The 24,143-nt window shown below is 34.7% G+C and carries 28 protein-coding genes; 12 read left to right on the plus strand and 16 right to left on the minus strand.

All coding sequences use genetic code 11. From position 1 onward, the window contains the following. Positions 1–12: 12 nt before the first annotated feature. Positions 13–786, minus strand: a complete 774-nt coding sequence (locus AWV75_RS07080; RefSeq protein WP_060873719.1) for a hypothetical protein — start codon at positions 784–786, stop codon at positions 13–15. A gap of 458 nt (positions 787–1,244) precedes the next feature. Continuing rightward, positions 1,245–1,481 (minus strand): hypothetical protein, encoded by a 237-nt coding sequence (locus AWV75_RS07085; RefSeq protein ID WP_002986691.1) that lies wholly within the window; start codon positions 1,479–1,481, stop codon positions 1,245–1,247. 304 nt (positions 1,482–1,785) lie between these two features. Here AWV75_RS07085 and AWV75_RS07090 point away from each other — a divergent pair, with 304 nt between their 5' ends. The 3 genes from AWV75_RS07090 to AWV75_RS07100 all read left to right on the plus strand — a co-directional run bounded on the left by AWV75_RS07090 (position 1,786) and on the right by AWV75_RS07100 (position 4,111). Beyond that, positions 1,786–2,733, plus strand: a complete 948-nt coding sequence (locus tag AWV75_RS07090; protein ID WP_060873720.1) for an isopenicillin N synthase family dioxygenase — start codon at positions 1,786–1,788, stop codon at positions 2,731–2,733. 145 nt (positions 2,734–2,878) lie between these two features. Further along, positions 2,879–3,226, plus strand: a complete 348-nt coding sequence (locus AWV75_RS07095) for a translation initiation factor (protein WP_060873721.1) — start codon at positions 2,879–2,881, stop codon at positions 3,224–3,226. Between the two features lie 12 nt (positions 3,227–3,238). After that, a complete protein-coding gene (locus AWV75_RS07100; RefSeq protein ID WP_060873722.1) occupies positions 3,239–4,111 on the plus strand; it encodes a nucleoside phosphorylase in 873 nt (290 codons plus the stop codon). 46 nt (positions 4,112–4,157) lie between these two features. On the opposite strand, the gene AWV75_RS07105 is transcribed toward AWV75_RS07100, so the two are convergent. Continuing rightward, the gene (locus tag AWV75_RS07105) at positions 4,158–4,859 is read right to left on the minus strand and encodes a pseudouridine synthase (protein ID WP_197429569.1); all 702 of its coding nucleotides are present in this window, start codon (positions 4,857–4,859) and stop codon (positions 4,158–4,160) included. A gap of 103 nt (positions 4,860–4,962) precedes the next feature. On the opposite strand from AWV75_RS07105, the gene AWV75_RS07110 reads away from it, so the two are divergent. After that, entirely contained in the window at positions 4,963–6,378 is a 1,416-nt protein-coding gene (locus AWV75_RS07110; protein ID WP_060873724.1) for an MATE family efflux transporter, read from the plus strand. A 249-nt stretch (positions 6,379–6,627) separates the two neighbouring features. On the opposite strand, the gene AWV75_RS07115 is transcribed toward AWV75_RS07110, so the two are convergent. From AWV75_RS07115 to AWV75_RS07140, 6 genes are all read right to left on the minus strand, one after another. Beyond that, positions 6,628–7,080 carry a GNAT family N-acetyltransferase gene (locus tag AWV75_RS07115; protein ID WP_060873725.1) on the minus strand — a complete coding sequence of 151 codons (453 nt, stop codon included), beginning with the start codon at positions 7,078–7,080 and terminating at the stop codon, positions 6,628–6,630. 84 nt (positions 7,081–7,164) lie between these two features. Next, the gene (locus AWV75_RS07120; RefSeq protein WP_060873726.1) at positions 7,165–7,881 is read right to left on the minus strand and encodes a CPBP family glutamic-type intramembrane protease; all 717 of its coding nucleotides are present in this window, start codon (positions 7,879–7,881) and stop codon (positions 7,165–7,167) included. Positions 7,882–7,965: 84 nt separating this feature from the next. Continuing rightward, complete coding sequence (locus AWV75_RS07125) at positions 7,966–8,451, minus strand: hypothetical protein (RefSeq protein WP_060873727.1); 486 nt, start codon at positions 8,449–8,451, stop codon at positions 7,966–7,968. Positions 8,452–8,482: 31 nt separating this feature from the next. Continuing rightward, a complete protein-coding gene (locus AWV75_RS07130) occupies positions 8,483–9,433 on the minus strand; it encodes an NAD(P)-dependent oxidoreductase (RefSeq protein ID WP_060873728.1) in 951 nt (316 codons plus the stop codon). Positions 9,434–9,452: 19 nt separating this feature from the next. After that, on the minus strand, positions 9,453–10,520 hold the full coding sequence (gene serC / locus AWV75_RS07135; RefSeq protein WP_060873729.1) for a 3-phosphoserine/phosphohydroxythreonine transaminase: 1,068 nt from the start codon (positions 10,518–10,520) through the stop codon (positions 9,453–9,455). Between the two features lie 4 nt (positions 10,521–10,524). Then, positions 10,525–11,583, minus strand: a complete 1,059-nt coding sequence (locus tag AWV75_RS07140; RefSeq protein ID WP_060873730.1) for an acyl-CoA reductase — start codon at positions 11,581–11,583, stop codon at positions 10,525–10,527. Positions 11,584–11,656: 73 nt separating this feature from the next. Here AWV75_RS07140 and AWV75_RS07145 point away from each other — a divergent pair, with 73 nt between their 5' ends. Continuing rightward, positions 11,657–12,007 carry a 4Fe-4S dicluster domain-containing protein gene (locus AWV75_RS07145; RefSeq protein ID WP_060873731.1) on the plus strand — a complete coding sequence of 117 codons (351 nt, stop codon included), beginning with the start codon at positions 11,657–11,659 and terminating at the stop codon, positions 12,005–12,007. A gap of 176 nt (positions 12,008–12,183) precedes the next feature. Here AWV75_RS07145 and AWV75_RS07150 read toward each other — a convergent pair whose 3' ends face one another. From AWV75_RS07150 to AWV75_RS07165, 4 genes are all read right to left on the minus strand, one after another. After that, complete coding sequence (locus tag AWV75_RS07150) at positions 12,184–13,290, minus strand: NAD(P)-dependent alcohol dehydrogenase (protein WP_060873732.1); 1,107 nt, start codon at positions 13,288–13,290, stop codon at positions 12,184–12,186. Positions 13,291–13,538: 248 nt separating this feature from the next. Beyond that, the gene (locus tag AWV75_RS07155; protein ID WP_060873733.1) at positions 13,539–14,066 is read right to left on the minus strand and encodes a DUF4334 domain-containing protein; all 528 of its coding nucleotides are present in this window, start codon (positions 14,064–14,066) and stop codon (positions 13,539–13,541) included. A gap of 415 nt (positions 14,067–14,481) precedes the next feature. Continuing rightward, complete coding sequence (locus tag AWV75_RS07160; RefSeq protein ID WP_060873734.1) at positions 14,482–14,709, minus strand: hypothetical protein; 228 nt, start codon at positions 14,707–14,709, stop codon at positions 14,482–14,484. Positions 14,710–14,791: 82 nt separating this feature from the next. Beyond that, positions 14,792–16,831 carry an LTA synthase family protein gene (locus AWV75_RS07165; protein WP_060873735.1) on the minus strand — a complete coding sequence of 680 codons (2,040 nt, stop codon included), beginning with the start codon at positions 16,829–16,831 and terminating at the stop codon, positions 14,792–14,794. 480 nt (positions 16,832–17,311) lie between these two features. Here AWV75_RS07165 and AWV75_RS07170 point away from each other — a divergent pair, with 480 nt between their 5' ends. The 7 genes from AWV75_RS07170 (at position 17,312) to AWV75_RS07195 (ending at position 21,478) form a co-directional block, all read left to right on the plus strand. Then, entirely contained in the window at positions 17,312–17,956 is a 645-nt protein-coding gene (locus AWV75_RS07170; protein WP_060873736.1) for a suppressor of fused domain protein, read from the plus strand. 11 nt (positions 17,957–17,967) lie between these two features. Continuing rightward, entirely contained in the window at positions 17,968–18,459 is a 492-nt protein-coding gene (locus AWV75_RS07175) for a hypothetical protein (RefSeq protein ID WP_060873737.1), read from the plus strand. A gap of 40 nt (positions 18,460–18,499) precedes the next feature. After that, the gene (locus AWV75_RS19230) at positions 18,500–18,628 is read left to right on the plus strand and encodes a hypothetical protein (protein WP_262491988.1); all 129 of its coding nucleotides are present in this window, start codon (positions 18,500–18,502) and stop codon (positions 18,626–18,628) included. Between the two features lie 123 nt (positions 18,629–18,751). Continuing rightward, complete coding sequence (locus tag AWV75_RS07180) at positions 18,752–19,243, plus strand: hypothetical protein (RefSeq protein ID WP_231738038.1); 492 nt, start codon at positions 18,752–18,754, stop codon at positions 19,241–19,243. A gap of 91 nt (positions 19,244–19,334) precedes the next feature. Next, positions 19,335–20,096, plus strand: coding sequence for a hypothetical protein (locus AWV75_RS07185; protein WP_060873739.1), 762 nt, complete (start codon positions 19,335–19,337; stop codon positions 20,094–20,096). A 30-nt stretch (positions 20,097–20,126) separates the two neighbouring features. Beyond that, positions 20,127–20,900 (plus strand): hypothetical protein, encoded by a 774-nt coding sequence (locus AWV75_RS07190; protein ID WP_060873740.1) that lies wholly within the window; start codon positions 20,127–20,129, stop codon positions 20,898–20,900. Between the two features lie 20 nt (positions 20,901–20,920). Continuing rightward, positions 20,921–21,478 (plus strand): hypothetical protein, encoded by a 558-nt coding sequence (locus tag AWV75_RS07195; protein ID WP_060873741.1) that lies wholly within the window; start codon positions 20,921–20,923, stop codon positions 21,476–21,478. Positions 21,479–21,515: 37 nt separating this feature from the next. On the opposite strand, the gene AWV75_RS07200 is transcribed toward AWV75_RS07195, so the two are convergent. From AWV75_RS07200 to AWV75_RS07210, 3 genes are read right to left on the minus strand one after another with little or no spacing between them, the layout of a single operon-like run. Beyond that, complete coding sequence (locus tag AWV75_RS07200; RefSeq protein ID WP_060873742.1) at positions 21,516–22,604, minus strand: DUF695 domain-containing protein; 1,089 nt, start codon at positions 22,602–22,604, stop codon at positions 21,516–21,518. Positions 22,605–22,648: 44 nt separating this feature from the next. After that, positions 22,649–23,179, minus strand: a complete 531-nt coding sequence (locus AWV75_RS07205; protein ID WP_231738040.1) for a hypothetical protein — start codon at positions 23,177–23,179, stop codon at positions 22,649–22,651. Positions 23,180–23,228: 49 nt separating this feature from the next. Continuing rightward, positions 23,229–23,870: a DedA family protein gene (locus AWV75_RS07210; protein ID WP_060873743.1), complete on the minus strand. Its 642-nt coding sequence runs from the start codon at positions 23,868–23,870 to the stop codon at positions 23,229–23,231. Positions 23,871–24,143: the final 273 nt, after the last annotated feature.

A 24,143-nucleotide genomic window follows, 5' to 3' on the forward strand; every position in this document is an offset into this window, starting at 1 on the left:
TTACTCCCAATGCTATACGTTATAGGTATCTCTGAAAAATTGCAATTTTAATTCTTCCCCTATAAACAAATTCAAATCATCTTCATCTAATTCGTAACGATCGCACTCTTCAAGAATTTCTAACAATTCTTTTTCTTTGCTTTCACTCAACGAAACGTAATCTGGAGACAATACAATTTTAAACGTAATACTTTCTCCTTCACAACGAAGATCACCATAAATCATGTGATTTCCACCACTTCCAGAAAAGCTACGTGTATTCACATCAATACACACCAAAGGAATTTGATTAATTCCCAACTCTTCTATTCTTTTATTTTCAAAAGCTTTGAATACCCAATTTCCAGATAATTTCTTATCGTATAGGTAATGTCCAAAGCATGCGAAATCTGTTTCAATACCGTCTTTTTTACTCAAGTTTACAGCAACTGAATGATCAAATCTTCCATCTAAAAAAGAACGAGCACTGTCATCTTTATAAATAACGATTTCGATCTTCTCATTTGCAGTAGATGATCGGTATACTCTTCCTTCCCCTTCAATTAGAGGTTCTTCATAAGGAAAAACGATTTTTACATTAGGTTTCATACTAGCATAAACAATTCCTTTCTTACTGATCGTGATTGTTTGTAAAGAATCTTGTGCTAATATTTTAAAAAATACGCCTTCTGAATCTTCTTTCTTCAAGAGATCCAGTTGTTTTGTATCATTTTCTTTTTGTCCCTTTTCAGTTAAATTATCACTTCCACAAGAGGGAAACAATGAAACAGTTAAAGCCAATATCATATTCTCAATCTTTTACGTTACAAAGATAATCCCAAACAACATACCAAAAAAAACGAACTTTTTTTATTTAGTAATAATTTAACGTTTATTACTCATTATTTTAGAATTTCAATTATAAAATTAAATAAATAAATAGGAACAAAAAAATAATATCGCTTAAAAAACAGTGGTAAAATCAATAAATTAACAAACAGACATAGACTGAGATAAAATATTTACATTGAGACCAATTAACATTTTTAACTCCTCTTAACTTCAAACCCCTTAATAAAAACAAAAAACAAAAAAACATTTGTCTTCATTCTTCTTTTAAATTCCTTTCTTCAGTCTACAAATAAAGGAAGACCTGAGGTTAACCTCCTCATTTTGGGGCAAAAAAAAACTGTTTACACCTCAAAAGGGGAAACAGTTTCACATGAGTAGACTCGTAATTGTGAAGTTGTGAACTACGTCCATCTTTACAATAAAGCTGTTTTATATCCTGTTTGGCGAAGACAAAACATTAAATCTTCTTCATTATTACTTATACAATACACGCGTATTGTTGAATTGTCTTTTTTCTGAAAAATAGGTTTAAAACTTTTTGGTAAACTAGCATAAAATGGATCCATTTCCTTTAATTCATACTTTGGATCTATATCTACAGTAACCAATACCACGAACTCGTTTGCTTTTAATACAATTGGTAATTTCATATATCTCATTTTTTAATTCTATCGAAATTTAAAAAAAATTTCAGACAATTCATATTTCATTATCAAAAATCTTATTTAATGTCAACTAAAAACACACAGATAAAATAGTACTTCTAAAATTTAATTCACTTTTTTTCATCATTATTATTTAATAAGTAATAAAAATGCATTCTTAAAAAGAATATATTGGTCAATGTTCCATTTGTTTTATACTATTAAATAAATGTTATATTCTAATAGTATAAGCTATTTTACCTACTTTTGTTTCATCTAAAAACAGTAAGAGCACATAACAACTTAGAAAATGCAAAACATTCCTAGTGTTAACTTACGTGATTTCCTATCGGATGACCCGGTACGTAAACAAAAGTTTGTAAATGAAATCGGCCAAGCCTACGAAGAAATTGGATTCGTAGCATTAAAAGGACACTTCTTAGATGATCAATTAGTTGAGAATCTGTACACAGAAGTTCGCAATTTTTTCAACCTTCCTTTAGAGACCAAAAAGAAATACGAAATCCCTGGCATTGGAGGCCAAAGAGGATATGTATCTTTTGGAAAAGAACATGCCAAAGGAAGATCGGAAGGAGATTTAAAAGAATTTTTTCACTTCGGGCAGTATGTTGAAGACAATCCTGAATTAGAAAAAAGCTATCCTGCCAACGTAACCGTTGAAGAATTACCTCAATTCAATCCCATTGGAAAAGAAACGTATCAAATGTTAGAAAAAACAGGGGTTTACGTTTTACGTGCATTAGCCATCTACTTGGGACTTGACGAATTTTACTTCGATAAATTTGTCAAAAATGGAAACAGTATTTTAAGACCTATCCATTATCCACCGATTACAGATGAACCTAAAAATGCAGTTCGCGCAGCTGCTCACGGAGATATCAATTTGATTACTCTTCTTATGGGGGCACAAGGTAAAGGATTACAAGTACAAAATCACAAGGGCGAATGGATCGATGCCATCGCTGCAGAAGATGAACTAGTAATCAATGTTGGAGATATGTTGTCTAGACATTCAAACAACCGATTGAAGTCTACCATTCATCAAGTGGTTAACCCACCTAGAGAATTATGGAGTACTTCTCGTTATTCGATTCCTTTCTTCATGCACCCTATTAGTGAAATGCCACTCAATTGCTTAGACAATTGCATTGATGAAGCTAACCCTAAAAAATTTGAGGATATCACAGCAGGTGAATTCTTACACCAACGCTTGGTTGAATTAGGTTTGATTAAATAATTATTGGAAATTGGAGATGAGTGGGATAAACTCTTTTTACATTCTCTCATCTCCCTTTTCCCTTTTCTCCTTACTCATTTTCCCTTTTTTTACTATCTTTGAGTAATACCAAATACAAGTAGATCTATAAATCCAATTTAAAATAATGACAAAAAAAATCAGTAGTTTAGAAGACTTAGGTGGTTTTGTTTTTTCAACAAATAAGGACTTTGAATTCAGTCAAGAAGAAGTAATTGATACATTATCTCCTAATGAACAACGATTGGAAGCTCATTTGGACAAGAAAAACAGAGGTGGCAAAGTGGCCACAATCATCAAGGGGTTTGAAGGAAACGAAGAGGATTTAAAAACATTAGCCAAAGATTTAAAAACACTTTGTGGAGTTGGAGGGAGTGCTAAGGATGGGGAAATTATCATTCAGGGGAATTTTCGTGATAAAATCATGGAGTATTTACAAAAAAAAGGCTACAAAGTCAAACGTGTAGGCGGATAAAAAAGGAATAATATGAAAATAAAATCATCTGAACTTATTTTAAATCCTGATGGTAGTGTCTACCACTTGAATTTAAGACCTGAGCACTTGGCAGAGAATATTATCTTCGTAGGTGATCAGAATCGAGTAGATCGAATTTCGAGACATTTTGATACTATTGAATTTTCTACACAAAAAAGAGAATTCAAAACGCAAACAGGTACTTATAAAGGCAAGCGTTTTTCCGTAATTTCAACGGGTATTGGTCCTGATAACATTGATATTGTAATCAACGAAATTGATGCTTTATTCAATATTGATTTAGATACTAGAGAAATTAAAAAAGAACTGACTTCGGTGAATATTGTGCGTATTGGTACCTCGGGATCTTTACAAGCAGATATTCCTGTTAATAGTTTTGTTTTATCTCAATATGGTTTAGGATTGGACAATATGATGCGCTCCTATCTAATAGAGGATATTACGAATTATGCCATGGAAGAAGCCTTTATTGCTCATACCCAATGGGATTTGAGAAAAGGACGTCCTTACTTCATTCAAAATAGCCCTTGGTTAGAAGAAAAACTGAGCAGTAATCAAACATTCAAAGGAATTACAGGTACTGCTGGAGGATTCTACGGTCCACAAGGTCGTGTGTTGCGTCTAGGGATTCAAGACCCAGAATTGAATCACAAAATTGACAATTTTAAGTTCAGCGACTACCGCATTACCAATTTTGAAATGGAAACATCAGCTATCTATGGATTAGCCAAATTGCTAGGACATCACGCTGTTTCCTTGAATACAATTATTGCGAATAGAGCAAATGGTACTTTCTCAGAAGACCCATATGCTGCCGTAGATCAATTGATTCTTTATACGTTAGATAAATTAAGCGAAATTTAATATTTTCGCTTCTTGATACTAAAAAAGCTCAGCTAAGGCTGAGCTTTTATTTTTTATAATACGCTTGAAGATCAAATCCCAACAATGCGTTATACTTTTCGTACTGTTCATCTATCGTTGCTGTGAGGTGAATTTGCTCTTTTGTCACAGGATGTTCAAAAGTTAACTCAACAGCATGTAACAACATAGCAGAAAGACCAAATTGATCCAACCACAATTTATTTTGCTTATTACATCCATGTGGTCTACTCCCTAAAATGGGATGAAAAATATGTTTAAAATGTTTGCGCAATTGGTGTTGTCTTCCCGTTTCAGGATACGCTTCTACTAAAGAATAACGCGAAGTTTCGTGTTTACCAAAAGGAATCGCGACTTCTACTCGTTGTAACGTTTTATAGTATGTTTTTGCCTCTTGTAATTGCCCGCTATCATTTGTCAGTGCATAATCAATGGTCTCTTCCTCTGTCGTATATCCTCTCACTATAGCAATGTATTTTTTCTCCACTTGTCGAGTAGCAAAGATTTCATTGAGTTGTTTTAAAACCTCTTTATTCAAAGCAAATAACAACACGCCTGAAGTTTTGCGATCCAATCGATGTACAGGATATACATATTGTCCAATTTGATCGCGTAAAATTTGAATGGCATATTCTTGAATATCACTTGCAATAAAGGATTTATGCACTAATAAATCACGGGGTTTATTAATTGCAACTAGGTACTCGTCTTGATACAAAATTTCTAACATGGTGCAAAGATACTTCAACTGGATTACTACCAAAGCCATTGGTATAATTTATAATCTCCATTTTTAAATAAACAATACATTTGCATACTTTTTTACATCATATATGACAACTCAAGTAGCTCAGAAAAAAGGTGTTTTTGCTCTTATTAAACAATCTTTTTCCAATGAAACAATCGATTTAACGAAAATTCCAACCAATAAAGCAGTCTTGCTCTTGGCTATTCCCATGATGTTTGAAATGCTGATGGAATCCGTTTTTGCTTTAGTTGACTTATATTTTGTGGGGCATCTGAAAGAAAGTGCTTTTGCGATTCAAACCGTAGGGTTAACTGAATCGTTATTATCGATCATCTATGCTATTTGCATTGGTATTAGTATGGCAGCCACTGCTATTATTGCCCGTCGTATTGGAGAAAAAGATAGAGAACAAGCCTCTATTAACGCAGCCCAAGCAATTTCTATTGCCACCATCATCACTGTCGTTTTGAGTGTTTTGGGCTTTATTTTTGCCAAAGATTGGTTGATTTGGATGGGCGCTTCAGAAGAATCGGCAGCATATGGTTATAATTATACGCGCATTTTACTTGTCAGCTGTATATCTATTATCATGCTCTTTCTGATCAATGGGATCTTTCGTGGGGCTGGAAATGCAGCCATTGCCATGAAAAGCTTGTGGTTTGGTAACTTATTCAATATTATTCTTTGTCCCATCCTCGTGCGTGGTTGGTGGATATTCCCTGAAATGGGTTTAGATGGAGCTGCCTATTCAACAGCGATTGGACGTAGTGTAGGGGTATTATATCAGATTTACTATCTCACGCGAAAAGATTCCTTAATTCAACTCAAATGGCATTATTTCAAAATGCAAGGAGAAAAGGTTTGGCACATTTTGAAAATTGCTATTCCTGGTATGATTCAATATATGATTGCAACATGTAGTTGGGTAATTTTGGCTCGTATTGTTGCTCAAAGTAGTGGAGAAATTGGATCCTCTGGTTTCTTGACGTGCATGCGTTTGATGATTTTCTTTATTTTACCTGCTTGGGGGTTGAGTAATGCTGCTTCTACTTTAGTAGGACAACATTTAGGAAATAAAGATCCGCAACGAGCGGCTCAATCTGTCATGACTACGCTAAAATACAATGCCATTTATATGCTAGTTGTCACCGTCATCTTCTTTACTATGGCAGATTATCTAGCTTCTATTTTTACCACACAAGAAGATATTAAATCTGTTGCTATTTTAGCCATGTATATTGGGGCTAGTGGTTTTATCTTTTACGGCATAGGTATGACGTTAATGAATGCTTTTAATGGAGCAGGAGATACTTTAACCCCTTCTATTTTAAACTTTGTCGGATTTTGGTTGTTCCAGATTCCCCTAGCCTACGCGCTAGTATACTATTTTAACTGGGGGGCAGAAGGTGTATTCATTGCCATTCCAGCAGCAGAAACACTAATTGCAGTTTTGGCTTTTATTGCCTTTAGAAGAGGAAAATGGAAGTTGAAACAAGTTTAATATAGATGAAATGATGAGACGATGAGCTGGTGAGAAGATGAAATCGGAGCAAAGTGTAGATTCATTGAACACCAAAACCAATATAAAATAGGTGAGATAAAGGGTGATTCATAGAAAATAAACAATTTTCAAACTACTACCCAAATTTTTTTTACTAGCACAGTTGACTGAAACTAAAATAAAAAAGGGAAGGCTTGCAATTGCAAGCCTTCCCTTTTTTATTGTTGCGAGAAAATTCTGTTTAATTCATCACCCTTTTCTCACCATATCTACATGTGGAATACCATCTTCTAAATACTCTTCTGAGGCAGGTTCAAATCCAAATGATCCATAAAATTTTTTCAAATAAGATTGTGCGCCGATTTGAATCGCTTGTGCCCCAAACTCCTCTTCGATTTTCTCTAATGCTAGGTCTATTAAAACTCTTCCTAACCCATCTTTTCTATACTCTTGATGAACCGCTACCCTTCCAATTGAGATTTCTTTATAACTCAACCCTGGAGGAACAATTCTCGCATAAGCAATTACATTTCCGTGTTGTGTAGCAAATACGTGTAAGCAATTTTTATCTTTTCCATCTAGTTCTGGATAAGGACAGTTTTGTTCCACCACAAAAATATTGGTACGCAATTGCATGATATCATACAATTCATCCAACGTCAATTCTTCAAATGCTTTTGTATGCCAATGAATGCTATTCATAACTTAATTAATTATAGAACAAAAGTAAAAAAAATATAAGTATTCCGGTAGGATGTTATCCCATTTTCTAAGGCGGTTCGTCATTTATTGAGGCAGCAACAAATAGACTCCTACAGCAAAGCCATTATTCAAAACGTGAAAGAAATAGCCATACCAAAAACCAAACCGCATGCGCAAATACCCCATTCCCAATCCTAATATAAATTGTGGTAAAGTGATAAGTGGGGCTAACAGTATGACACGCAAAGGAAATTCTTCAAAATTAAAAATGTGTATCATAGCAAATGCAATCGAAGCAATATAAAAAACCAAAGGAAAACGGGCGGTCCACCAATGGGCAATAGTTGTATGATATTTCAGACACGAGAGGAGAAATGAAACCAAGAGCAGTCCCGAAAAAATATATAGATACATTGGTCCTTGAGGACTGATATTTTCTGCAATCGGAAAAGCAGCTTGCGTCATATAAGCCGTAAAGGCAATGACACCTATAATCACATTTCGCAAGCGAAAACGCATCGCTAATCGAAAGGCAACTTCCTCTAGCAATGGACCGAGTAGCACTGCAAAACCAATAAACCCCCAAATCCCTATTTGTTCCATGACTTCGTCAAAACGATCATGCATGGGAATATCAATAAGAGAATCTAAAAACACCCCTCCAAAGATGATAAATACAAAAAGGCATAACCAAAGCCTAAAAGACAAAAACAGCGCTTGCTTTTTATATTGAACCCAGGGTTGGGTATGAGGTCTTCTCAAAAACAATAGAAAATCCTGTAGTAATTCTTTTGTTGACATATTCTTTTCTTTACAACTCTTCAAGGTAATAAAAAAAGGTTACTCTTTTCAGAATAACCTTTCTTTATTATTTTTTATTTCATTTTAGAACAATCCTTTCAACGCATCAATCGCGCCTCCTAATCCTTCTTTTCCTCCTGTTAAAGAACCTAGCATATCTTTGATTCCTCCTCCATTTCCATCACTCAAACCACCAATTAAATCGGTCAGTTGAAATCCACTTTCTCCTCCTTTTACTTTGGAAACAATCATTTCAATTACAGATGGAATCACTGTGTCTGCAAAATTTGATGCAACTCCTTCGGGCAATCCTATTTTTTCTGTCAAACCAGAAACTAAGTTTCCAATCATCCCTGACACCATTGGATTTGATGTTAAATTGCTAACACCTCCGCTCAAAAGATCAGTTAATCCACTGATATTACCACTGCTAATGCTGTCTTTGAATCCGTTGATAATACTATCTCCCGTTTCTTTTGTAACAGCCGAAGTTAAATCGTTTGAAATCGCTGATCCGCTGATTTCTTTCGCGCTTACTTGCTCAATTAATTTTGTAATTTGCTCTACCATAGTTTTTATTATTTCTAATAAAACTAATCAATTAATTCAACAAATCTTTTATTTTAACAGTTATTTCAGACCAAACAGCATGCTGACTTTCATGGGTAGCTGTTGCGATATTCGGCGACAACGAAAAAGCAGGTTGCATCAATACTTGAATCACGGGATGTGGCTCTTCTTCGAATCGATCTAACCCTGCAAAAAGGATGGTTTCTTTGTTTACCTCATCTACTAAATCAACTTCATTAATCGCCTCTGGATAAGCACAATTAATCACCCCTATAAGGTTCTCTGCTTTTTCAAACGACTCTTTATTCACGACATAGCGTTGAAAATATTTGGTATGTACAGAGATAAAATGAGCTTGTTCAAGTAGTTCCTCCATTGCAATAGATTCCATCGCTACTGGAAACACGATTCCATTAGGTAATTCAAACTCTGTTTTAATTTTTGGTGTCGAATTGTCCGTATAAATCACATGCATACCCAATCCTAGCGCTTTCTGTGCTAAAAACTGTCCTGCTAGGTTCATCCCTATAATTCCCAAGGTTTTCCCTGACACCTCAATACCAGAGCTATACGATTGTTGTAATGATTTAAACATCGTATCCCCTTCCAATGGCATATTTCGATTTGCTTCTTGCAGTAACCTTGTTCCACTGAATAGGTGAGCCAACACCATTTCTGCCGTTGCATTGGCCAACGATTCTTCTGCCCAGATTACAGTAATTCCATTACTCTTTATGTGATCAATAAGTTCTAAATTTACTACAACCCCCGCAAAAACAATGGCCTTTACATGTTTTAATTCGTCAATCATCGTTTTGTTCAACAAAGTCCCTTGCTGTACTAACAAAACCTCAATGTCATTTTTTTTCGTGTAAGCTACGAGTTGTTCATGCGCTACACGTACTTCTTTTATTTCAAATCCTAATGATTCTAATTTTTGTTTACTATCTTCTGGTATACCATCATTGGCTAATACTCTCATTGTATTCTAATTTAGTAAGTTAGACTAAAGTCTTCATCTGTTTTAATACAGCAGTTAATGTCTCTACACTTGAAAGAGATACAGCATTATACAAAGAGGCGCGGTATCCACCTACCGAACGATGTCCCTTAATATTGGTAATTTGAGCTTCCGTACACAGTTGGTCAAATATAGCATTCAGCTGTTCATCCTTGAACGCAAATGTAACATTCATCTTCGATCGATCTTCTATTGCTGCTGTTCCCGATACAAAATCTAGTTCATCCAACGTTTGGTATAACAACGCTGCTTTTTTATTGTTGATGACTTCTATAGCTGCAACTCCACCTTGTTGTTTCAGCCATCTCAAGTTTAACAAACACGTATAAACAGCAAATACATTGGCTGTATGATATAAACTATCTTTAGCAATATGTTCTTGGTAATCCAGCATTTGCGGAATAGCTCTCTTTGTTTTTCCGAGAATTTCCTCTTTGGTTATAATCAAGCTAACACCTGCTGAGCCAATATTTTTCTGTGCCCCAGCATAGATTAAATCAATCTGATCATAAGCAAATTCACGCGAATAAATATCCGAACTCATATCACACACTAGCGGTGCATTTGTCTGTGGGAGGTAATTAAACTGTGTTCCATAAATCGTATTATTCGAGGTAAAATGAAGGTAATCTACCTCCTCCTCTACTCGTACCTTCTTCGGAATATAGGAAAAATGCTGATCCTCAGAACTCGCTACTACCTTTACTTCTCCCAGCATTTGAGCTTGTTCAATTGCTTTACTAGACCAAGTACCTGTGTTAATATAAGCTGCTTTTTGTTGCATTAAATTATAGGGAATACGCAAAAACTCCATGCTTGCTCCTCCCTGTAAAAACAAAGCGACATACCCTTTCTTGTCCAATCCCAATAGCTCTAAACTCAAATGCCTCGCTTCTTCTAAGGCCGCAATAAATTCTTTACTACGATGTGAAATAGAGAGAATCGACATTCCCGTATTTTCAAAATTGAGAACAGCTTGAGCTGCTTGTTCGTATACCGTTTGAGGCAACAAACTAGGTCCTGCACAAAAGTTATGTACTGCTTTCATCCCTTTATAATTTTAGTAAAAATTCAAGCGTATCTACTTGATCTGCATAATCCCAAAGTTGTGGATGTTGCGTTTGTCCAAAAGCGATACTATCCTCCGTTAATTCATTAGATACGATACACTGTATTTTATCTTCGTCCTTACGCAATCGTTCAACCACCTCATCAATAGCATCATAATACTCATAATAGATGGAAGAGATTGGTGAAGCATATGAAGCATCTTCTTTTATGGTTAAGAATCCATTGTCTAATAGCTTAAACTCGCTCATCAAGAAAACGGCTTTATTATAATCGTAATTATTTGCATAGCGCTCATATTCAATTACGTCTCTTTGTTCGTACATACCTTGAAAAAAAGCATCGAAGTTATAGCCTCTAGGCACAAACAATTTCGATACATTGCGACAGCCTAACCCGTAGAACGTAAAAATATCTTTTCCTAATTCCACTAATTGTTCAGGCGTCTCTTCACCAGTAAGCAAAGCAACAGAATTTCTATTTTTGCGAATAACGTGTGGAACTGAATTAAAATAGTAATCAAAATAACGAGCCGTATTATTGCTTCCTGTTGCAATTACAGCGTCAAATCCTTCCATTTTTCCATCAATAAAAATCAATCGATCTTGGAATTGTGGTTCAACGGTTTGCAAGTATTTCGCTAGGAAAGGCAAAAGTTTTTGATCGTTTGATGATAATTTGACCAAAGCGATATTTCCAGAAATCAAAACGGATAATAAATCGTGAAATCCTACTAATGGAATATTTCCGGCTAAGATTAGTCCTACCTTTTTTAGAGGTTCTCTAGAAAAATCATAGGCAGAGCACCATTGTGCAATATTTTCTTCCGTCAAGGCATCTGCCCAAGATTGCACGGCAAGAAGAACTTGTTCTTTTACAAACCATCCGTTATAATGTACAGATGTTTCAATTAAAGCTTCAAATGAGGAGAAAAAAGCATCATTATGTTCAACTTTTTCACTTTTTACAAATTCATTAGTAGCAAATTGTCTTAAAAAATCTCCTAACGCTACGAATGCTTTTTTTTTAGCTTCTAAATCCATATTGATTTGTTTCTGAAATGTTTTGGGTGTAAATTTGTAGCAAAGTTAATACATATAAAACAAAATATAAGCTATGGCAATCATTATAACTGACGAATGCATAAATTGCGGTGCTTGTGAACCTGAGTGCCCAAACAATGCGATATACGAGGGAGCTGACGATTGGAGATATAAAGATGGTACAGCCTTAAGAGGAACTGTTGTTCTACCTGACGGTACAGAAGTTGACGCAGATGCTGCGCAAGATCCTGTTTCAGATGAGTTCTACTACATCGTTCCTTCTAAATGTACGGAATGTAAAGGTTTCCACGAAGAGCCTCAATGTGCAGCCGTTTGTCCAGTTGATTGTTGTATTCCAGACGACAATCACGTAGAAAGTGAAGAAACACTTTTAAACAGACAAGCATTCTTACACAATCATTAATCTGTAGACAGAAAAAATCACAGCAATATGCTGAGATATTTCATAACGAAAAAGAGATTTGGGCCCTTTCCAAATCTCTTTTTTTTATTATTATTCGCTGTAAAAGCGAACTTGTTCATCATGCTTAATAGAAGTCATACTTGCATCCCCCTATCCATCTTATCTTCTTTCGATTTTTAATGTGGCATGCGAATAATAGGTTTTAATGTGATTCCATTTTCAGCATCAGCTACTGCCTGATTAATTTGTTCTAATTCATAAAATTTAATCATTTTATCGAAAGGGAACAAACCATCTACATACAACTGAATCAGTTTTGGAATAAATAAATCCGGAATACTATCTCCTTCAATCACTGACCTAATACTCACGCCCTTCGAGAAAGGCAAATAATCAACTTCTAGCTTTCCTCCTGCACGCATTACGCCTAAAGTATACACGGTACCATTTTTTCTCATGGCCTTTACCAATTCATTTATAACCGGGCTAATTGCTGTAGTATCAACGGCGTGATGTAATCCATTGGGAAGCAAATTTTCATGAATATATTGAGCAACTGCTGGAATTTGCTTACTATTAATAGTATGCGTGGCACCTAATGTTTTGGCAAACGCCAATCGTTCTTCATTGATATCAATAGCAATAATTGTTGTACATCCAACGACCTTTGCTGCCATAATAGCTGCTATCCCTACAGGACCAACCCCTGTTACGGCAATACTATCTCCCGCTTGCGGTTTAGCTACATTAAGCACCGTTCCTGCTCCCGTTTGAATCCCACAGCCCAAGGGACCTAAAAGTGCTAAATCTACTTCTTTAGGAACTTTGATCACACTACTTTCATTGGTTAGTGAATACGTAGCAAAAGAAGATTGATTAAAAAAGAAACCGTGCACTTTTTGATGATTATCAGTATAGGGTGCACTTCCATCTGCTCTTGTACCTCTTAAATTCAATACAAAGGCTTCTAAACAATAGGAAGGATGACCAGAAATACACTCCTCACATATTCCACAAGATCCTGGTGCTAAAACAACATGATCACCTACAGCTACTTTCTTTATATTTGCTCCTATTTTCTCAACAATTCCCGCCCCTTCATGTCCCAAAATACCAGGTATTGGAAAAGGCATATCTTGATTAGCTACTGCTATATCTGTATGACAGATCCCTGTTGCAACTATTTTTACTAAAATTTCATCTGCACGCGGCTCCTCTAAATCAATCGTTTTCACCGTAAATTTACTTTTGTGTTCAGGTAAAACTGCTGCTTTTATTTTCATAACTCTCCTTTTTAGTTGGTTTATTTTTTGTTTTCATTCGTATGTGTCTTCCGGCTATCTGTTGACATGAATTGTGTTTTAACTCTACAAAAACAGCCTAAAAGCCGTTGAGTAGAATCACAATAAAATGAGAGTAACTCCCTATGAGTCACCTCAGTATTACTTACTTAATATGCAACAAAATATGAAGGAATAAACAACTCTAATATTTGTTCTATTTGAAGACTGTCAGTTAAAATTTCAACTGTTTATATTTCTAATTTCAAGGTGGAGTGATCATCTCTTTCTAATAGAAAGAAGAAAGGGGTACGATCCTCTTTTAAGTCCATTACTCCTAGTGCTTTATTTTCGTCAATTTTTACGAATATATCCAATATAGCTAGTTCATCGTAAATCATAGTTGCACATAATTTACCTCTATATTCCGTAGCTCTTAAACGCGCTCTGGATTTTTTTGTTGGTTCTTTAGAACTAAATTTCTTCTTTTCCTCTTTCGTTTTTCCCATTAAACTAGTTGGGTTGACAGAAAAAATCCCCTTCCCATCTTCAGTAAAATAAAGCAAAGGATGTACCTCTTCTAACGTGATGAATTTTTTTCCATACCATCCAGTCTTTTCTAACTCACCATCTAATTGATTTTCTGTATAAATGGAAGATCCTTTCCATTGTCCAATCATAAAATCTACTGTAGCAGGTTCCAATTCATCAAATATTTTGAATGCTTCTTTAACGGTAGTCTTTTTTTCTTTTAATAGGTCATTAAGTTTCGTTTTCATTTTCCATTTCTTTTAAATTAAACCTCTATTATCTTGTGTGTTTTTAGTATTGCTACTGATGTATTTTATAGTGAAAAAACAATAAAAAACACAAATCAATTCCTAAAAAACATATTAATTCAACGAATTAACACTACCTAATCTACATATTATATTATAAAAAATAAAAAAATTATACATTATTTAAACATCAACTCTAAACAAATCTCATTTCGTCAATTAATTATTGTAAAAGCTTTATTTTCAGTCATCTCGTTAACTCATTTTTATAATTGTATCAAAAAAGAATCTCGTTCAAAAACGAACCACTGACCGTATAAACCCCAAGAAAAGAGTATCCTTTTTATTTTTCTATGGTGGTACTACTCTAAAAACAAAAAGAGATTTGGGTTCTGTCCAAATCTCTTTTTGTTATTTATTTATTTTTACTCGGTGTTAGTATAAAATAGATTACATAAATCCACCCTAACAATCCGTGAATAATAGCCCAAAGTACAGATTTATTCCGTGACCAAGAGGCTACAATTGCAATAATAGTTCCTAATCCAACACCTCCCAAAATTCCTGCATTTCCACCAGAACTGGCGAAAGCTTGTGTCCCTACTAACAAGAAAAACACAAGTAACAATAGATACTTTTTCATCGGTTATGTTTTTTAATTCGCTTTAAATTAATTATTTACAACTAAAAAACCAAAGAAAAATTAAAAAAAGAAACTACAGAATCTAGTTTGACTTTTGATGTTGATTGATGCTTTTGTAAATTTCTACTGTTTTCATTACGGTATAGGCCTGCATCTTATGCTGCAAATACAAGGCATGGCTAGATGTATGATCTCCGACTTTTAATTTTCGTCTTTCTTGATCTACCCAAGTATAATAATAGGGTTGATTATTTTCAATAGCAATAGCCCCTTTATCATCGGCTATAAAGCTATAATCATTCAATGCAAAGCGATGTTCTACTGCTGGGTCAAACAGATCATCTCCAGTATAAAAATAAGCTGCATCAGACAACGCTAGATTGAAAATAGTTGGAAAAATATCTTTGTGTGAAGCCAATACATTGGCATCAAAAAAGGCAGGTTTATACTTTTCTGGAATATACATCAAGATTGGCACACTTCTTTTCAAAAACCCTTCCTCTGGTGTATACTCAAAAACTTGACGGATATTGTGATCTCCAGAAGCGACAATAATGGTATTTTCTCCTAAAGGGGAATTGCGAATTTCTTTGATGAAACGAGCGAGTTCTGAAGCAGCATATTGGTGAGAATAAAAATTAGCATAGGCTGTTTGTTCATCGACTCTAATTTTTTTCTTCATCTCTTCACTCATCGTAATTTTTTGCTTTTGATAATAAGCAGGTACTTCAAAAGGGGTATGATTACTGATCGTTAATCCAAAAATAAATTTAGGCGTTTTTGACTCTTTCAATGTCGCTTGAATATAATCAAAAAGGTAACCATCGTGAACACCCCACGCAAATTCTTCTGCCCCTGGGAATTTCTCTTGGATAAAATTTTTCCCTTGAATCACATCAAACTGTTGCTTCTTAATCATGTTGTCAATATTTCTCCACGAAATACTAGCACCTGTTAAAAAGTAAGTTTCATATCCACTCTGTTTGAAAGGCAAAGCGATTGAACTAGCAAAAGGAGTATCAAAATAAACAGATTGAGAGATAATGGTTTTTGGAGTACCCAAGATAAAATCCTCTAACGTTTGAATCGTTCCATTATATGCAGATAAACTGTTTTTAAAATAATATAGATTAGGCAATTCCTTACTTAAATCTCCTAGTAAGTTTAGCGTTTCGTTATTCAAATCAAAGTAGTGATTACTCATACTTTCCATTTGTATAAAAACCACATTGGGCGGGTTTTGTGCTAAGAACTCCTTGTGTTTGGTACGGGTAAATAAGTTAGAATCAAATAATTCTCTTTCGCTTTCTTCTTGGTAGCTTCGTTGTACCTCTTCAGCACTCGCAAAACCGTTGGCTTGTAGTTCTCGTTCAATATCTGGATTAATGGCATTTTCTTTTCGCTCTGAATTAGCAAACTTCAAAGAATACAACGCATTATAACACAATGAGTTAACAAATTCATTTTTAGAAATATTCGTATGCTCTCTTCTCAAAGTAAATACCCCTACGCTTCCTCTCATTCCTATAAAAAACAAAGGAAAAATCAGCAAGCCTATCAACCCATAAACTTTTGCACGAGATTGAGCAGGTTTTATCACTTTGCGTTTCACGCGTTTACTCCAGAACAACCAAGCAACTACAACTGTAGCATACACCAAAGCGATGGAAAACAAAGGATAATCCGTCCACACAGAAGTTAACACTGCTTGGGTATCATCATTAAAAATACCGAAAAACAACAAGTTGATATGCGATTGAAAGAATTGGTAAAAGAAATAATCAATAATAATCAGCGTCAAAAAGACAACGGTTACAAATAGTAAATAATAACGAGCAAAAACCGCATAAGCTTTACTAAAACCTAGTTCATATTTTTTAGGAATAAACAGCGAACTCAACCAAAAAAGTACAAGAGGCAAAAAGCCATAACAGATCGCTGATACGTCAAAACGAGCTCCAACAATAAATGCCTCGACAATCTTTCCTTTTTCATGCTCAAAAACTTCAGAAGTACCGTAACTGATTAAAAATATCAATCGTCCAAGTGCAAACAATAAAACAAAAAATAAAAAATATCGCAATCCATTCAGGACTGTTTTTCGAAAAAGATTAAGATTCATAGGTTATTTTTCAAATACTAAGTGCACAAAAATAAGGATTTAATAACAGTTCTATAATCTATTTCGCAACAAATAGCGATGTTTTATCCTCGCTAAGTTCTCTTTTTATTTTAGTCCTATCTTCTCTCTGCAATCAACCCCTGTTTTTCATTTCTAGCCTTTTTCAGGTTATCTCTTCAAAAGTTCAGGCAAAAAATAACTATAATTGGGGATTTCGCATTTCGCGAAAATGAATGAATTTTGACTTAAGTAAGATGAAGTAAAAATTGCGCTGAAAAAAAACTATATTATTACTTACAATTTTGTTCTGAATCGCTCGTAGTTTACTAGGAGCGATTTTTTTGTTCTACCTTAGATGAACAGAATCACTTCTCGTTTCACGAACCTTGTGGACAACAAACCCTATAAAATTCCCCTATAATTAGGGATAAGTACACCCAATAATTTAAAGTAATTTTATACTCAACAAAAAATAGAATCATGACTATAGAAGAATATAAACAACGATACAACGAAGAAGATGCTGTTGGATGGGATTGCATTACAGCCTCATTAGAGCAATTATATGGAGATCAAGAACCGCAACATTTTGGCAATCTGTTGCCTTTTTCTTTGGGAGGAGAAAATCCTTTAGATGGCTTAAGCCTTTACCAAAGTACCCAACAAGAAAATCACTTTCACTTAGTGAGTTATGGATTTTCCAATTTGTACTATGATGAAAGCAAATTAGATGCGGCATACAGTGGTTTTGGTTTTGAATTGACCTTTCGCTTTAAAAAGCAGGGTGATGATAATATCCATTGGGCGATGAACTTGATGCAGAATCTTGCTAAATACGTTTTTGATTCTGGTAAATGGTTTGAAGAATTTCACTTCATTCCTACCAATAGTCCCATTCGATTAGAATACGACACCGATTTAGTTGGTATTGCATTTGTTCAAGATCCCGAATTAGGTTTCATCGACACCCCACACGGACGTGTTGATTTTTTACAAATGGTGGGGATTACACAAAAAGAATTAGATCAATTATGGGAAAATCCCAAATTATCAGAAACAGAAAAATTAATTACAAACTTGCGTCTAAACAATCCGCTATTAATTACGGATCTAGATCGAAAATAAAGAATAACAGCATGAAATTGTTTTGCATTTCTTTCTTTTTCTTGTCGCTTATCGGATGTAGCTCTTCTCCCTTAACGCTTACTCCTACACAATATACATACAGTGGAAAAGAACGAACGAGACAGCTCGACAAAGAAAACCCAAAATTAGAACCGACTATTACCCTAAGAACAATTAAAAAATCTTTTTGGGGGCGTAAAGCTCTAATAGATGTTCAAGGTTGGTATAGTTCTTCTGGGCTTCACGCCAGAAGATTAAACCATATCCAAATGATAGAGGAAATGGATGCCGATCAATTAACCTTGACCTTTTATGTAGAACCAAAAGGAGGTCTTGGAAAGGAAGGTAATTTGATTTATGGGTACAATTATCGACAAATGGTTGAAATTAAAATTCCATCTGAAATCAAGCAATTGCATTTTAAGTTAATTGAACAAAACTTAACACAACAAGAAGTGTTAAGTTTTAAATCAACAGTACCTTTAGTGGATAAAGAATCTTAAGCAAAAAAGAACGAATTTAGATTGGTCAACCCATATAGACATGAAAAAACACACCTTACTCCTCGATATGCGAAGAAAAGCAACTCAATTTAGAACAGATGCAAAATCAAATCTAAATGTTGTAGATAATAAATCCGTTCTATTTACTTTCAACCCTAGTATACAATAGGAAATAGTGCATGATAATTGCTATCAATTTAACGAATCAGCAAAAGAAATCAAGTAAAACACAAGAGAACATCCTTGTTTTTTCTTTTTTTTATTATCTTCACCTTAACACAACACAATCGATATGAAGCCTTACCTAGTCCGAATAAACCATTCTTTATTAGCCTATTTTCTTGCAGCATGTACGGGAATATTACTTTTTTTGTACAACAATGCGGATAACCGATATATGTATATCTTACTATCCTTAGCCTTTATATTTATACTAACAGCAAGTTGTTTTAATGCCTTAACCTTCAAACGTTATCGCACAGTGTTATGGCCTTTTTTTCTCAATATGCTTTTACTCTTTGTTTTCATTATCTTCAATGGAGGTATAGGAAATGTCCCTTTTTTTGGTTCTAATAATGCAGCCTTAACGATTTTTTTCCTCTTGATGGGTTTTAATTCGCATTGGTATATGTTCGTAGAAGCCACCACACTATCGGACTTTAATTTCTTATTAATCAATACAACAATTTCATTCCTTATTCCTAGTATTGGTTATAGTATTGGTTATTTATATCTTTCTAAATTTAAACAAGAAGCAACAGCACCTTGTTCAAATTCACACTAAAACTAACCCCAATAGACTCCTATTTTTCCATATTAAATCAAGTGCCTTACCTTTAAAAAGTAGGGAGCAGATTTACTAATACACTAAACCATTGAATACATTCGTTCGACTATTTCCTGATTATGAAGATGTGTTTTTTGATGAAATTGAAAAACACCGCACTTATTTTTTACCTCTTTGCTCTTTTAATTTACAATTAATTGATCCTCGTTTAGACCAATGGTTACACATTGTTTCGGTCAAAGAAATTTATGATGGTTGTATCGGTCAAAATACTACGCCCTATCATCGTCACTTCACTCAATTAGACAGTATTGGATTTGATATCATTGATGGAAAATACAAATTTGAAGGTGATTGGAATTTTTTCTCTCAGCATCATCTCATTGAAGCAAATGAATATGATCAGGATTTTACAGCAGAAGAAATTGAATTTGCGATGAATGATGCTATGTATACTTTAAAAAAAGCCTATTATCAAAAACAAGGAACATTATATGACCGTGACCAATACAGACCTGGGCTGGAAGTCAATGATATTCGAAGACTAGAGCGTTTGCGTAAATTAACAGCAGATGACTTGGTACAAGACACCCCTTGTGATTACGCAAAAGAAAGAATAGAGCAAAAAATAGCAGGCATTTTCGAAGAGCTGAATACGGCACAATTACCACTAGATCAATGTTCATTTGATGGAACAGATTTGCTGCAAATCCCTACTTATCAAGGGCAAGTACTGGATTATCTTGGCTATATTGAAGGCTATGATTTTCAATTACATGCTGCAGATGCTATCGCTTTGTTCTATCAAAAAGACATTCAAAAAGCAGTTATCTGTTTTTCCTACTCTTAATACTTCATTTGATTATTTGAATTCTAACTTATGCAAGAAAAACACATCGAATGCGCTATACATGGTCGACAATCCATGGCTTTATTGTGTACGCATTTAGCACATAGTTTACACCACCGAACACCTGTTGGGTTCTTTGAATACGATGCTGAAGATACAGGAAGACCCGATGCGTGGTGCAATACCTGTGAAGAGGCATGGAACCACACCCAAACAGAAGCAGATCGAGAACAATGGTTCATCAACTGTCAACACAAATTAGTTTGTGTTTCTTGTTGGGATGAAGCCAAAGCACTAAACAAAAGTGCTTCCATCATCACATTCAATCTCTTGACTATAGCGGAAATGCAAACGATACTTGAACACGAGGAACATATCAAACAAAATTTTCCTTCTGTTGTTTCTTTTCCATTTCCTGTCCTGTACAAAACTTTAGTGACCACTATTCCTACAGTAACCTTATCATCAGAAGCAATTTTATATGGTTCAGTAGAAGCCTCACTTGAAAACAAAGCAAGTAATCATCCCTCCTATTGGATATTTGCAGGGAACGGACAAGGAGATCGTTGGCTAATGGATGAAAAAGGGCACGTCTTTTTCGGCGATCACGATGTATGCTCCATGCAGTTACACCCGTTAGATATTAGCTTTCAACAATGGTTACAGTTGGCTTTCTTAACCCAACAATTGGACGACTGGTATGAAGGTGAATACGAAATAAAACACATTCACTCTGCTTTCAATCACGCTTTAAACCAAATTCATCCTCAACTAGCAGCCAATTATCCTTTTGAAATTGAATAACATCAAAAACAAACTATTTTATGCATAAACCGCTATCCTTTCTTGCTGTTGCTAGCTTCTTAGCCTTTGCAAGTTGTCAAGATAAAAAAGAAGAACCAACAGCACCCGAAGTTACTTTTAGGGAAGAAGAAACAAATACTACAGAAAAAAAACAACCCGATTTTGTTTTATCCCCAGATCATCAAACCAACAGCATTATATTGGATATTGATGGAGATGGTCAGCCCGATCGCTTTGAAATTGTAAAATCGACCGTAGATGACCAATATGGAATCACCGTAAAAAAAGGCAATGGTGCTTTTGACATTATTGGCCCCTTAGTAGGCGCTACCCATCGTGTACTACCAGAAGATATGGAAGATTTAATTTGGGCTCAAGATGTACATGTAGCGGATAAACATACCGTTATCTATGAAGTAACAGATGAAAATGGCGATTTGCGTTCGGAAGAAGATGTTCCTGAAGACGAAAAAACGACACTTCCCTATGAAAGTTTACACTTAAGTGTACCTGAAAGTTGCGGAAGTGGATTATTATATTGGTTAGATGGCACTTACCATTGGCATCAAACAAGCTAAGAGCAAAAGCGCTATTCGAGGGAATAGCGCTTTATTTTTATCCTTTATAGCGTTCAAAAGATTGCCAATATTTATCTTTATAAATTGCATAATTTACAGCAAAATCTTGTTTATACTGTTGCTTCATTCGATCAAGAACCCTTGCTGGTTCTCTAAAATCTTTACAACTAAAAAAGATATCTCGATTGCCATCTACCGTTTCTCTTCCTATGTTTAAGTACCCTTGATCATCTGGTAAAACTTCAATTAATTCATCTTCAAATTGATTCAACAATTGATAGGTTGCCTCATCTGGGAAACCATTGTGATTAGCTGTAAACGCAATTTCTACACGAACAATCCAAGGATGTGAAGCCTTAGCATCCCAATCCAATAGTGTTCTATTAATCATTGCAATTAATGGCATACCATTTTCTAACGTAGCTTCTAATCCCACATAAGAGTCATTTTCTGTATTATAGCGTGTACCTTCATACTTCTCAATAAACTCTTTCTCTCGCCAGATCAAGTAATCCTTGAGTTTCAAAATGGAAATTAATTCGCCTTCTGCTTGATCAGGTCCCACAACCTTCAAACTATCTATAGCTGTAATCGCATTTAATTCCCCTAAGAAGTTATCTAAAAAGATATAGATTCCATTTGCAATAACGGATTTATCACTTTCTACAAAATCGTCATATACAATAACCAAATCTACCTCATCTGGATACTGAGGATGTTCAATAGCATAGAAATTGATTTTCTCTTTTGAAAATTCGTAGTTATTCATTCGAATATTAAAGCGATTAATATCCGCTACAGGTTTTAATGCTGTAAACTTCCAATGAGGTAATTGAGGGGCCGCTTGTACGAGATCTTCAATAAAAGCAACATTTTTCACCATTCCATCTGGTGTAAAGATTAATTCTGCTACTTCTTCATTCATCATACCAGAAAGAAAGTAGACGCCTTCTCTTAATTCTTGTAATTTAGGAGCTAGACGATCAAAGAACTGCTCTTCAATAGCATCACGCCCTTGAACCACTTTAAAAAACGTTTGTTCATTTTCCTGAAACCATTGCCAAAAATCGGCGATGGTGTGAATAGGATTTTCTTTTTTAGCAAAAATATTTTTTAATATACTCATGTAAATCGTATTATTAAACCTTAATTATACTAATCAAGGTGTTGTTAGGATTCAATTTTAATTTGGATCGCTTGAAGCCACACTTGTGGTTGGTTCACGATTACCTTATATTCCATTTTTCCTTTCGTCTGAATCAGAAGCCCATGATTAAATAAACCTAAAAATGTATAGTACTGCACACGTTCGATATTTACCCAATCAATTCCCCATGGACTCGATACAAATCCTTTGGCATTAGGTTCAAAGATCAATTGTTTATCTGTAGCATATAGCATTCCTACAACCGTTGATTTTTGAATCCGTTGATGTGCTGCTCCATAAAAAGCGAGAGATGAATCTCTTACTAAATCAGTCGGTTGCTCTTCTTTCTTCCCTTTTAATTTAAAAGATATGAAGTACCAACATCCACTAAAGAAAATAGTTTGAAAAAGGAGTTGTCCTACCTGAATAGGTTCGTCGCATACTAATCGGAATAGACCATGAGCAAGAGCATAGCTCAATCCCGCTAGTAGGCTAACAAAAACTTGATATTTAGGTGCTAAAACAACCGTATTTCCGCCAATTTTTATATTCATATCGTCTATGTAATAAAGATACTATAAATATCAGAGTAGCGAAATACTCTTATTTCTGTTTTTTTATTTTAGCTTTAATAAATTCGAAAATAATAGGTAAAATAGAAATAAAGATAATGAGTAAGGCTATTTTTGAAAAGTTATCTTTAACGATAGGTAAATTTCCTAAGAAATATCCTGCCAAAGTTAATCCCACTACCCAGACAATACCACCAATCACATTATACGTCATGAATATGCTGTAACGCATACTTCCCACGCCAGCAACAAAAGGAGCTAAGGTGCGAACAATAGGAATAAATCGCGCAATTACAATCGTACGCTCTCCATATTTTTCATAAAAAGCATGGGTTTTATCTAAGTGTTCTTGTTTAATTACCTGCTTGCCAAATAAGCGAATATGGGTCATACGCATTCCGACTTTTCTTCCAATGTAGTAGTTGAGTGAATCACCTGAAATGGCGGCAATCAAAAGCAATACAATAGCCACAGTAATATCTAATTCTGATGATTGAGCCACGAGCATTCCCGTAGCAAAAAGCAAGGAATCACCCGGTAAAAAAGGCATAATGACCAAGCCCGTTTCCACAAAAATGATTAAAAATAAAATGGCGTAAATCCAAGCTCCGTAGCTCTCGATTAACGTGTGTAAGTACTGGTCAATGTGAAAGATAAAATCTAGTAACTCCATATGTGCTATAAGTGAGTGTAAATTGAACGATTTAGTTTGTCTCACAAAGATGTAAAGATTATTCTAATTTGAAAGAAAAAAATTGCGTATTTACCTCTTCTATATTTTAATTCCTTTTAATTGATTATTTACTTAAACATCAAGTCGATACTAAAATAAAATTACTTAAAATAGTATAAAATTTAATCATATATTTAAACAAAATCAGCTTTTAATCTGAGGTATTATAAAAAAATCGTGTTCTTTATTTCTGTAACACCTTTGTTTTTCAGT

Source organism: Myroides odoratus (assembly GCF_001549985.1).
Classification (GTDB): domain Bacteria; phylum Bacteroidota; class Bacteroidia; order Flavobacteriales; family Flavobacteriaceae; genus Flavobacterium; species Flavobacterium odoratum_A.

Bases quoted from the DNA above. Each gene is read 5' to 3' on its own strand.
- AWV75_RS07190 (WP_060873740.1), top strand. From the start codon at position 20,127: ATGCAAGAAAAACACATCGAATGCGCTATACATGGTCGACAATCCATG.
- AWV75_RS07210 (WP_060873743.1), bottom strand. From the start codon at position 23,870: ATGGAGTTACTAGATTTTATCTTTCACATTGACCAGTACTTACACACG.
- AWV75_RS07090 (WP_060873720.1), top strand. From the start codon at position 1,786: ATGCAAAACATTCCTAGTGTTAACTTACGTGATTTCCTATCGGATGAC.
- AWV75_RS07080 (WP_060873719.1), bottom strand. From the start codon at position 786: ATGATATTGGCTTTAACTGTTTCATTGTTTCCCTCTTGTGGAAGTGAT.
- AWV75_RS07130 (WP_060873728.1), bottom strand. From the start codon at position 9,433: ATGAGAGTATTAGCCAATGATGGTATACCAGAAGATAGTAAACAAAAA.
- serC (WP_060873729.1), bottom strand. From the start codon at position 10,520: ATGAAAGCAGTACATAACTTTTGTGCAGGACCTAGTTTGTTGCCTCAA.
- AWV75_RS07150 (WP_060873732.1), bottom strand. From the start codon at position 13,290: ATGAAAATAAAAGCAGCAGTTTTACCTGAACACAAAAGTAAATTTACG.
- AWV75_RS07175 (WP_060873737.1), top strand. From the start codon at position 17,968: ATGAAATTGTTTTGCATTTCTTTCTTTTTCTTGTCGCTTATCGGATGT.
- AWV75_RS07160 (WP_060873734.1), bottom strand. From the start codon at position 14,709: ATGAAAAAGTATCTATTGTTACTTGTGTTTTTCTTGTTAGTAGGGACA.
- AWV75_RS07100 (WP_060873722.1), top strand. From the start codon at position 3,239: ATGAAAATAAAATCATCTGAACTTATTTTAAATCCTGATGGTAGTGTC.
- AWV75_RS07105 (WP_197429569.1), bottom strand. From the start codon at position 4,859: ATGTTAGAAATTTTGTATCAAGACGAGTACCTAGTTGCAATTAATAAA.
- AWV75_RS07200 (WP_060873742.1), bottom strand. From the start codon at position 22,604: ATGAGTATATTAAAAAATATTTTTGCTAAAAAAGAAAATCCTATTCAC.
- AWV75_RS07115 (WP_060873725.1), bottom strand. From the start codon at position 7,080: ATGAATAGCATTCATTGGCATACAAAAGCATTTGAAGAATTGACGTTG.
- AWV75_RS07125 (WP_060873727.1), bottom strand. From the start codon at position 8,451: ATGGTAGAGCAAATTACAAAATTAATTGAGCAAGTAAGCGCGAAAGAA.
- AWV75_RS07165 (WP_060873735.1), bottom strand. From the start codon at position 16,831: ATGAATCTTAATCTTTTTCGAAAAACAGTCCTGAATGGATTGCGATAT.
- AWV75_RS19230 (WP_262491988.1), top strand. From the start codon at position 18,500: ATGAAAAAACACACCTTACTCCTCGATATGCGAAGAAAAGCAACTCAA.
- AWV75_RS07170 (WP_060873736.1), top strand. From the start codon at position 17,312: ATGACTATAGAAGAATATAAACAACGATACAACGAAGAAGATGCTGTT.
- AWV75_RS07195 (WP_060873741.1), top strand. From the start codon at position 20,921: ATGCATAAACCGCTATCCTTTCTTGCTGTTGCTAGCTTCTTAGCCTTT.
- AWV75_RS07155 (WP_060873733.1), bottom strand. From the start codon at position 14,066: ATGAAAACGAAACTTAATGACCTATTAAAAGAAAAAAAGACTACCGTT.
- AWV75_RS07085 (WP_002986691.1), bottom strand. From the start codon at position 1,481: ATGAAATTACCAATTGTATTAAAAGCAAACGAGTTCGTGGTATTGGTT.
- AWV75_RS07120 (WP_060873726.1), bottom strand. From the start codon at position 7,881: ATGTCAACAAAAGAATTACTACAGGATTTTCTATTGTTTTTGAGAAGA.
- AWV75_RS07205 (WP_231738040.1), bottom strand. From the start codon at position 23,179: ATGAATATAAAAATTGGCGGAAATACGGTTGTTTTAGCACCTAAATAT.
- AWV75_RS07110 (WP_060873724.1), top strand. From the start codon at position 4,963: ATGACAACTCAAGTAGCTCAGAAAAAAGGTGTTTTTGCTCTTATTAAA.
- AWV75_RS07095 (WP_060873721.1), top strand. From the start codon at position 2,879: ATGACAAAAAAAATCAGTAGTTTAGAAGACTTAGGTGGTTTTGTTTTT.
- AWV75_RS07140 (WP_060873730.1), bottom strand. From the start codon at position 11,583: ATGGATTTAGAAGCTAAAAAAAAAGCATTCGTAGCGTTAGGAGATTTT.
- AWV75_RS07145 (WP_060873731.1), top strand. From the start codon at position 11,657: ATGGCAATCATTATAACTGACGAATGCATAAATTGCGGTGCTTGTGAA.
- AWV75_RS07180 (WP_231738038.1), top strand. From the start codon at position 18,752: ATGAAGCCTTACCTAGTCCGAATAAACCATTCTTTATTAGCCTATTTT.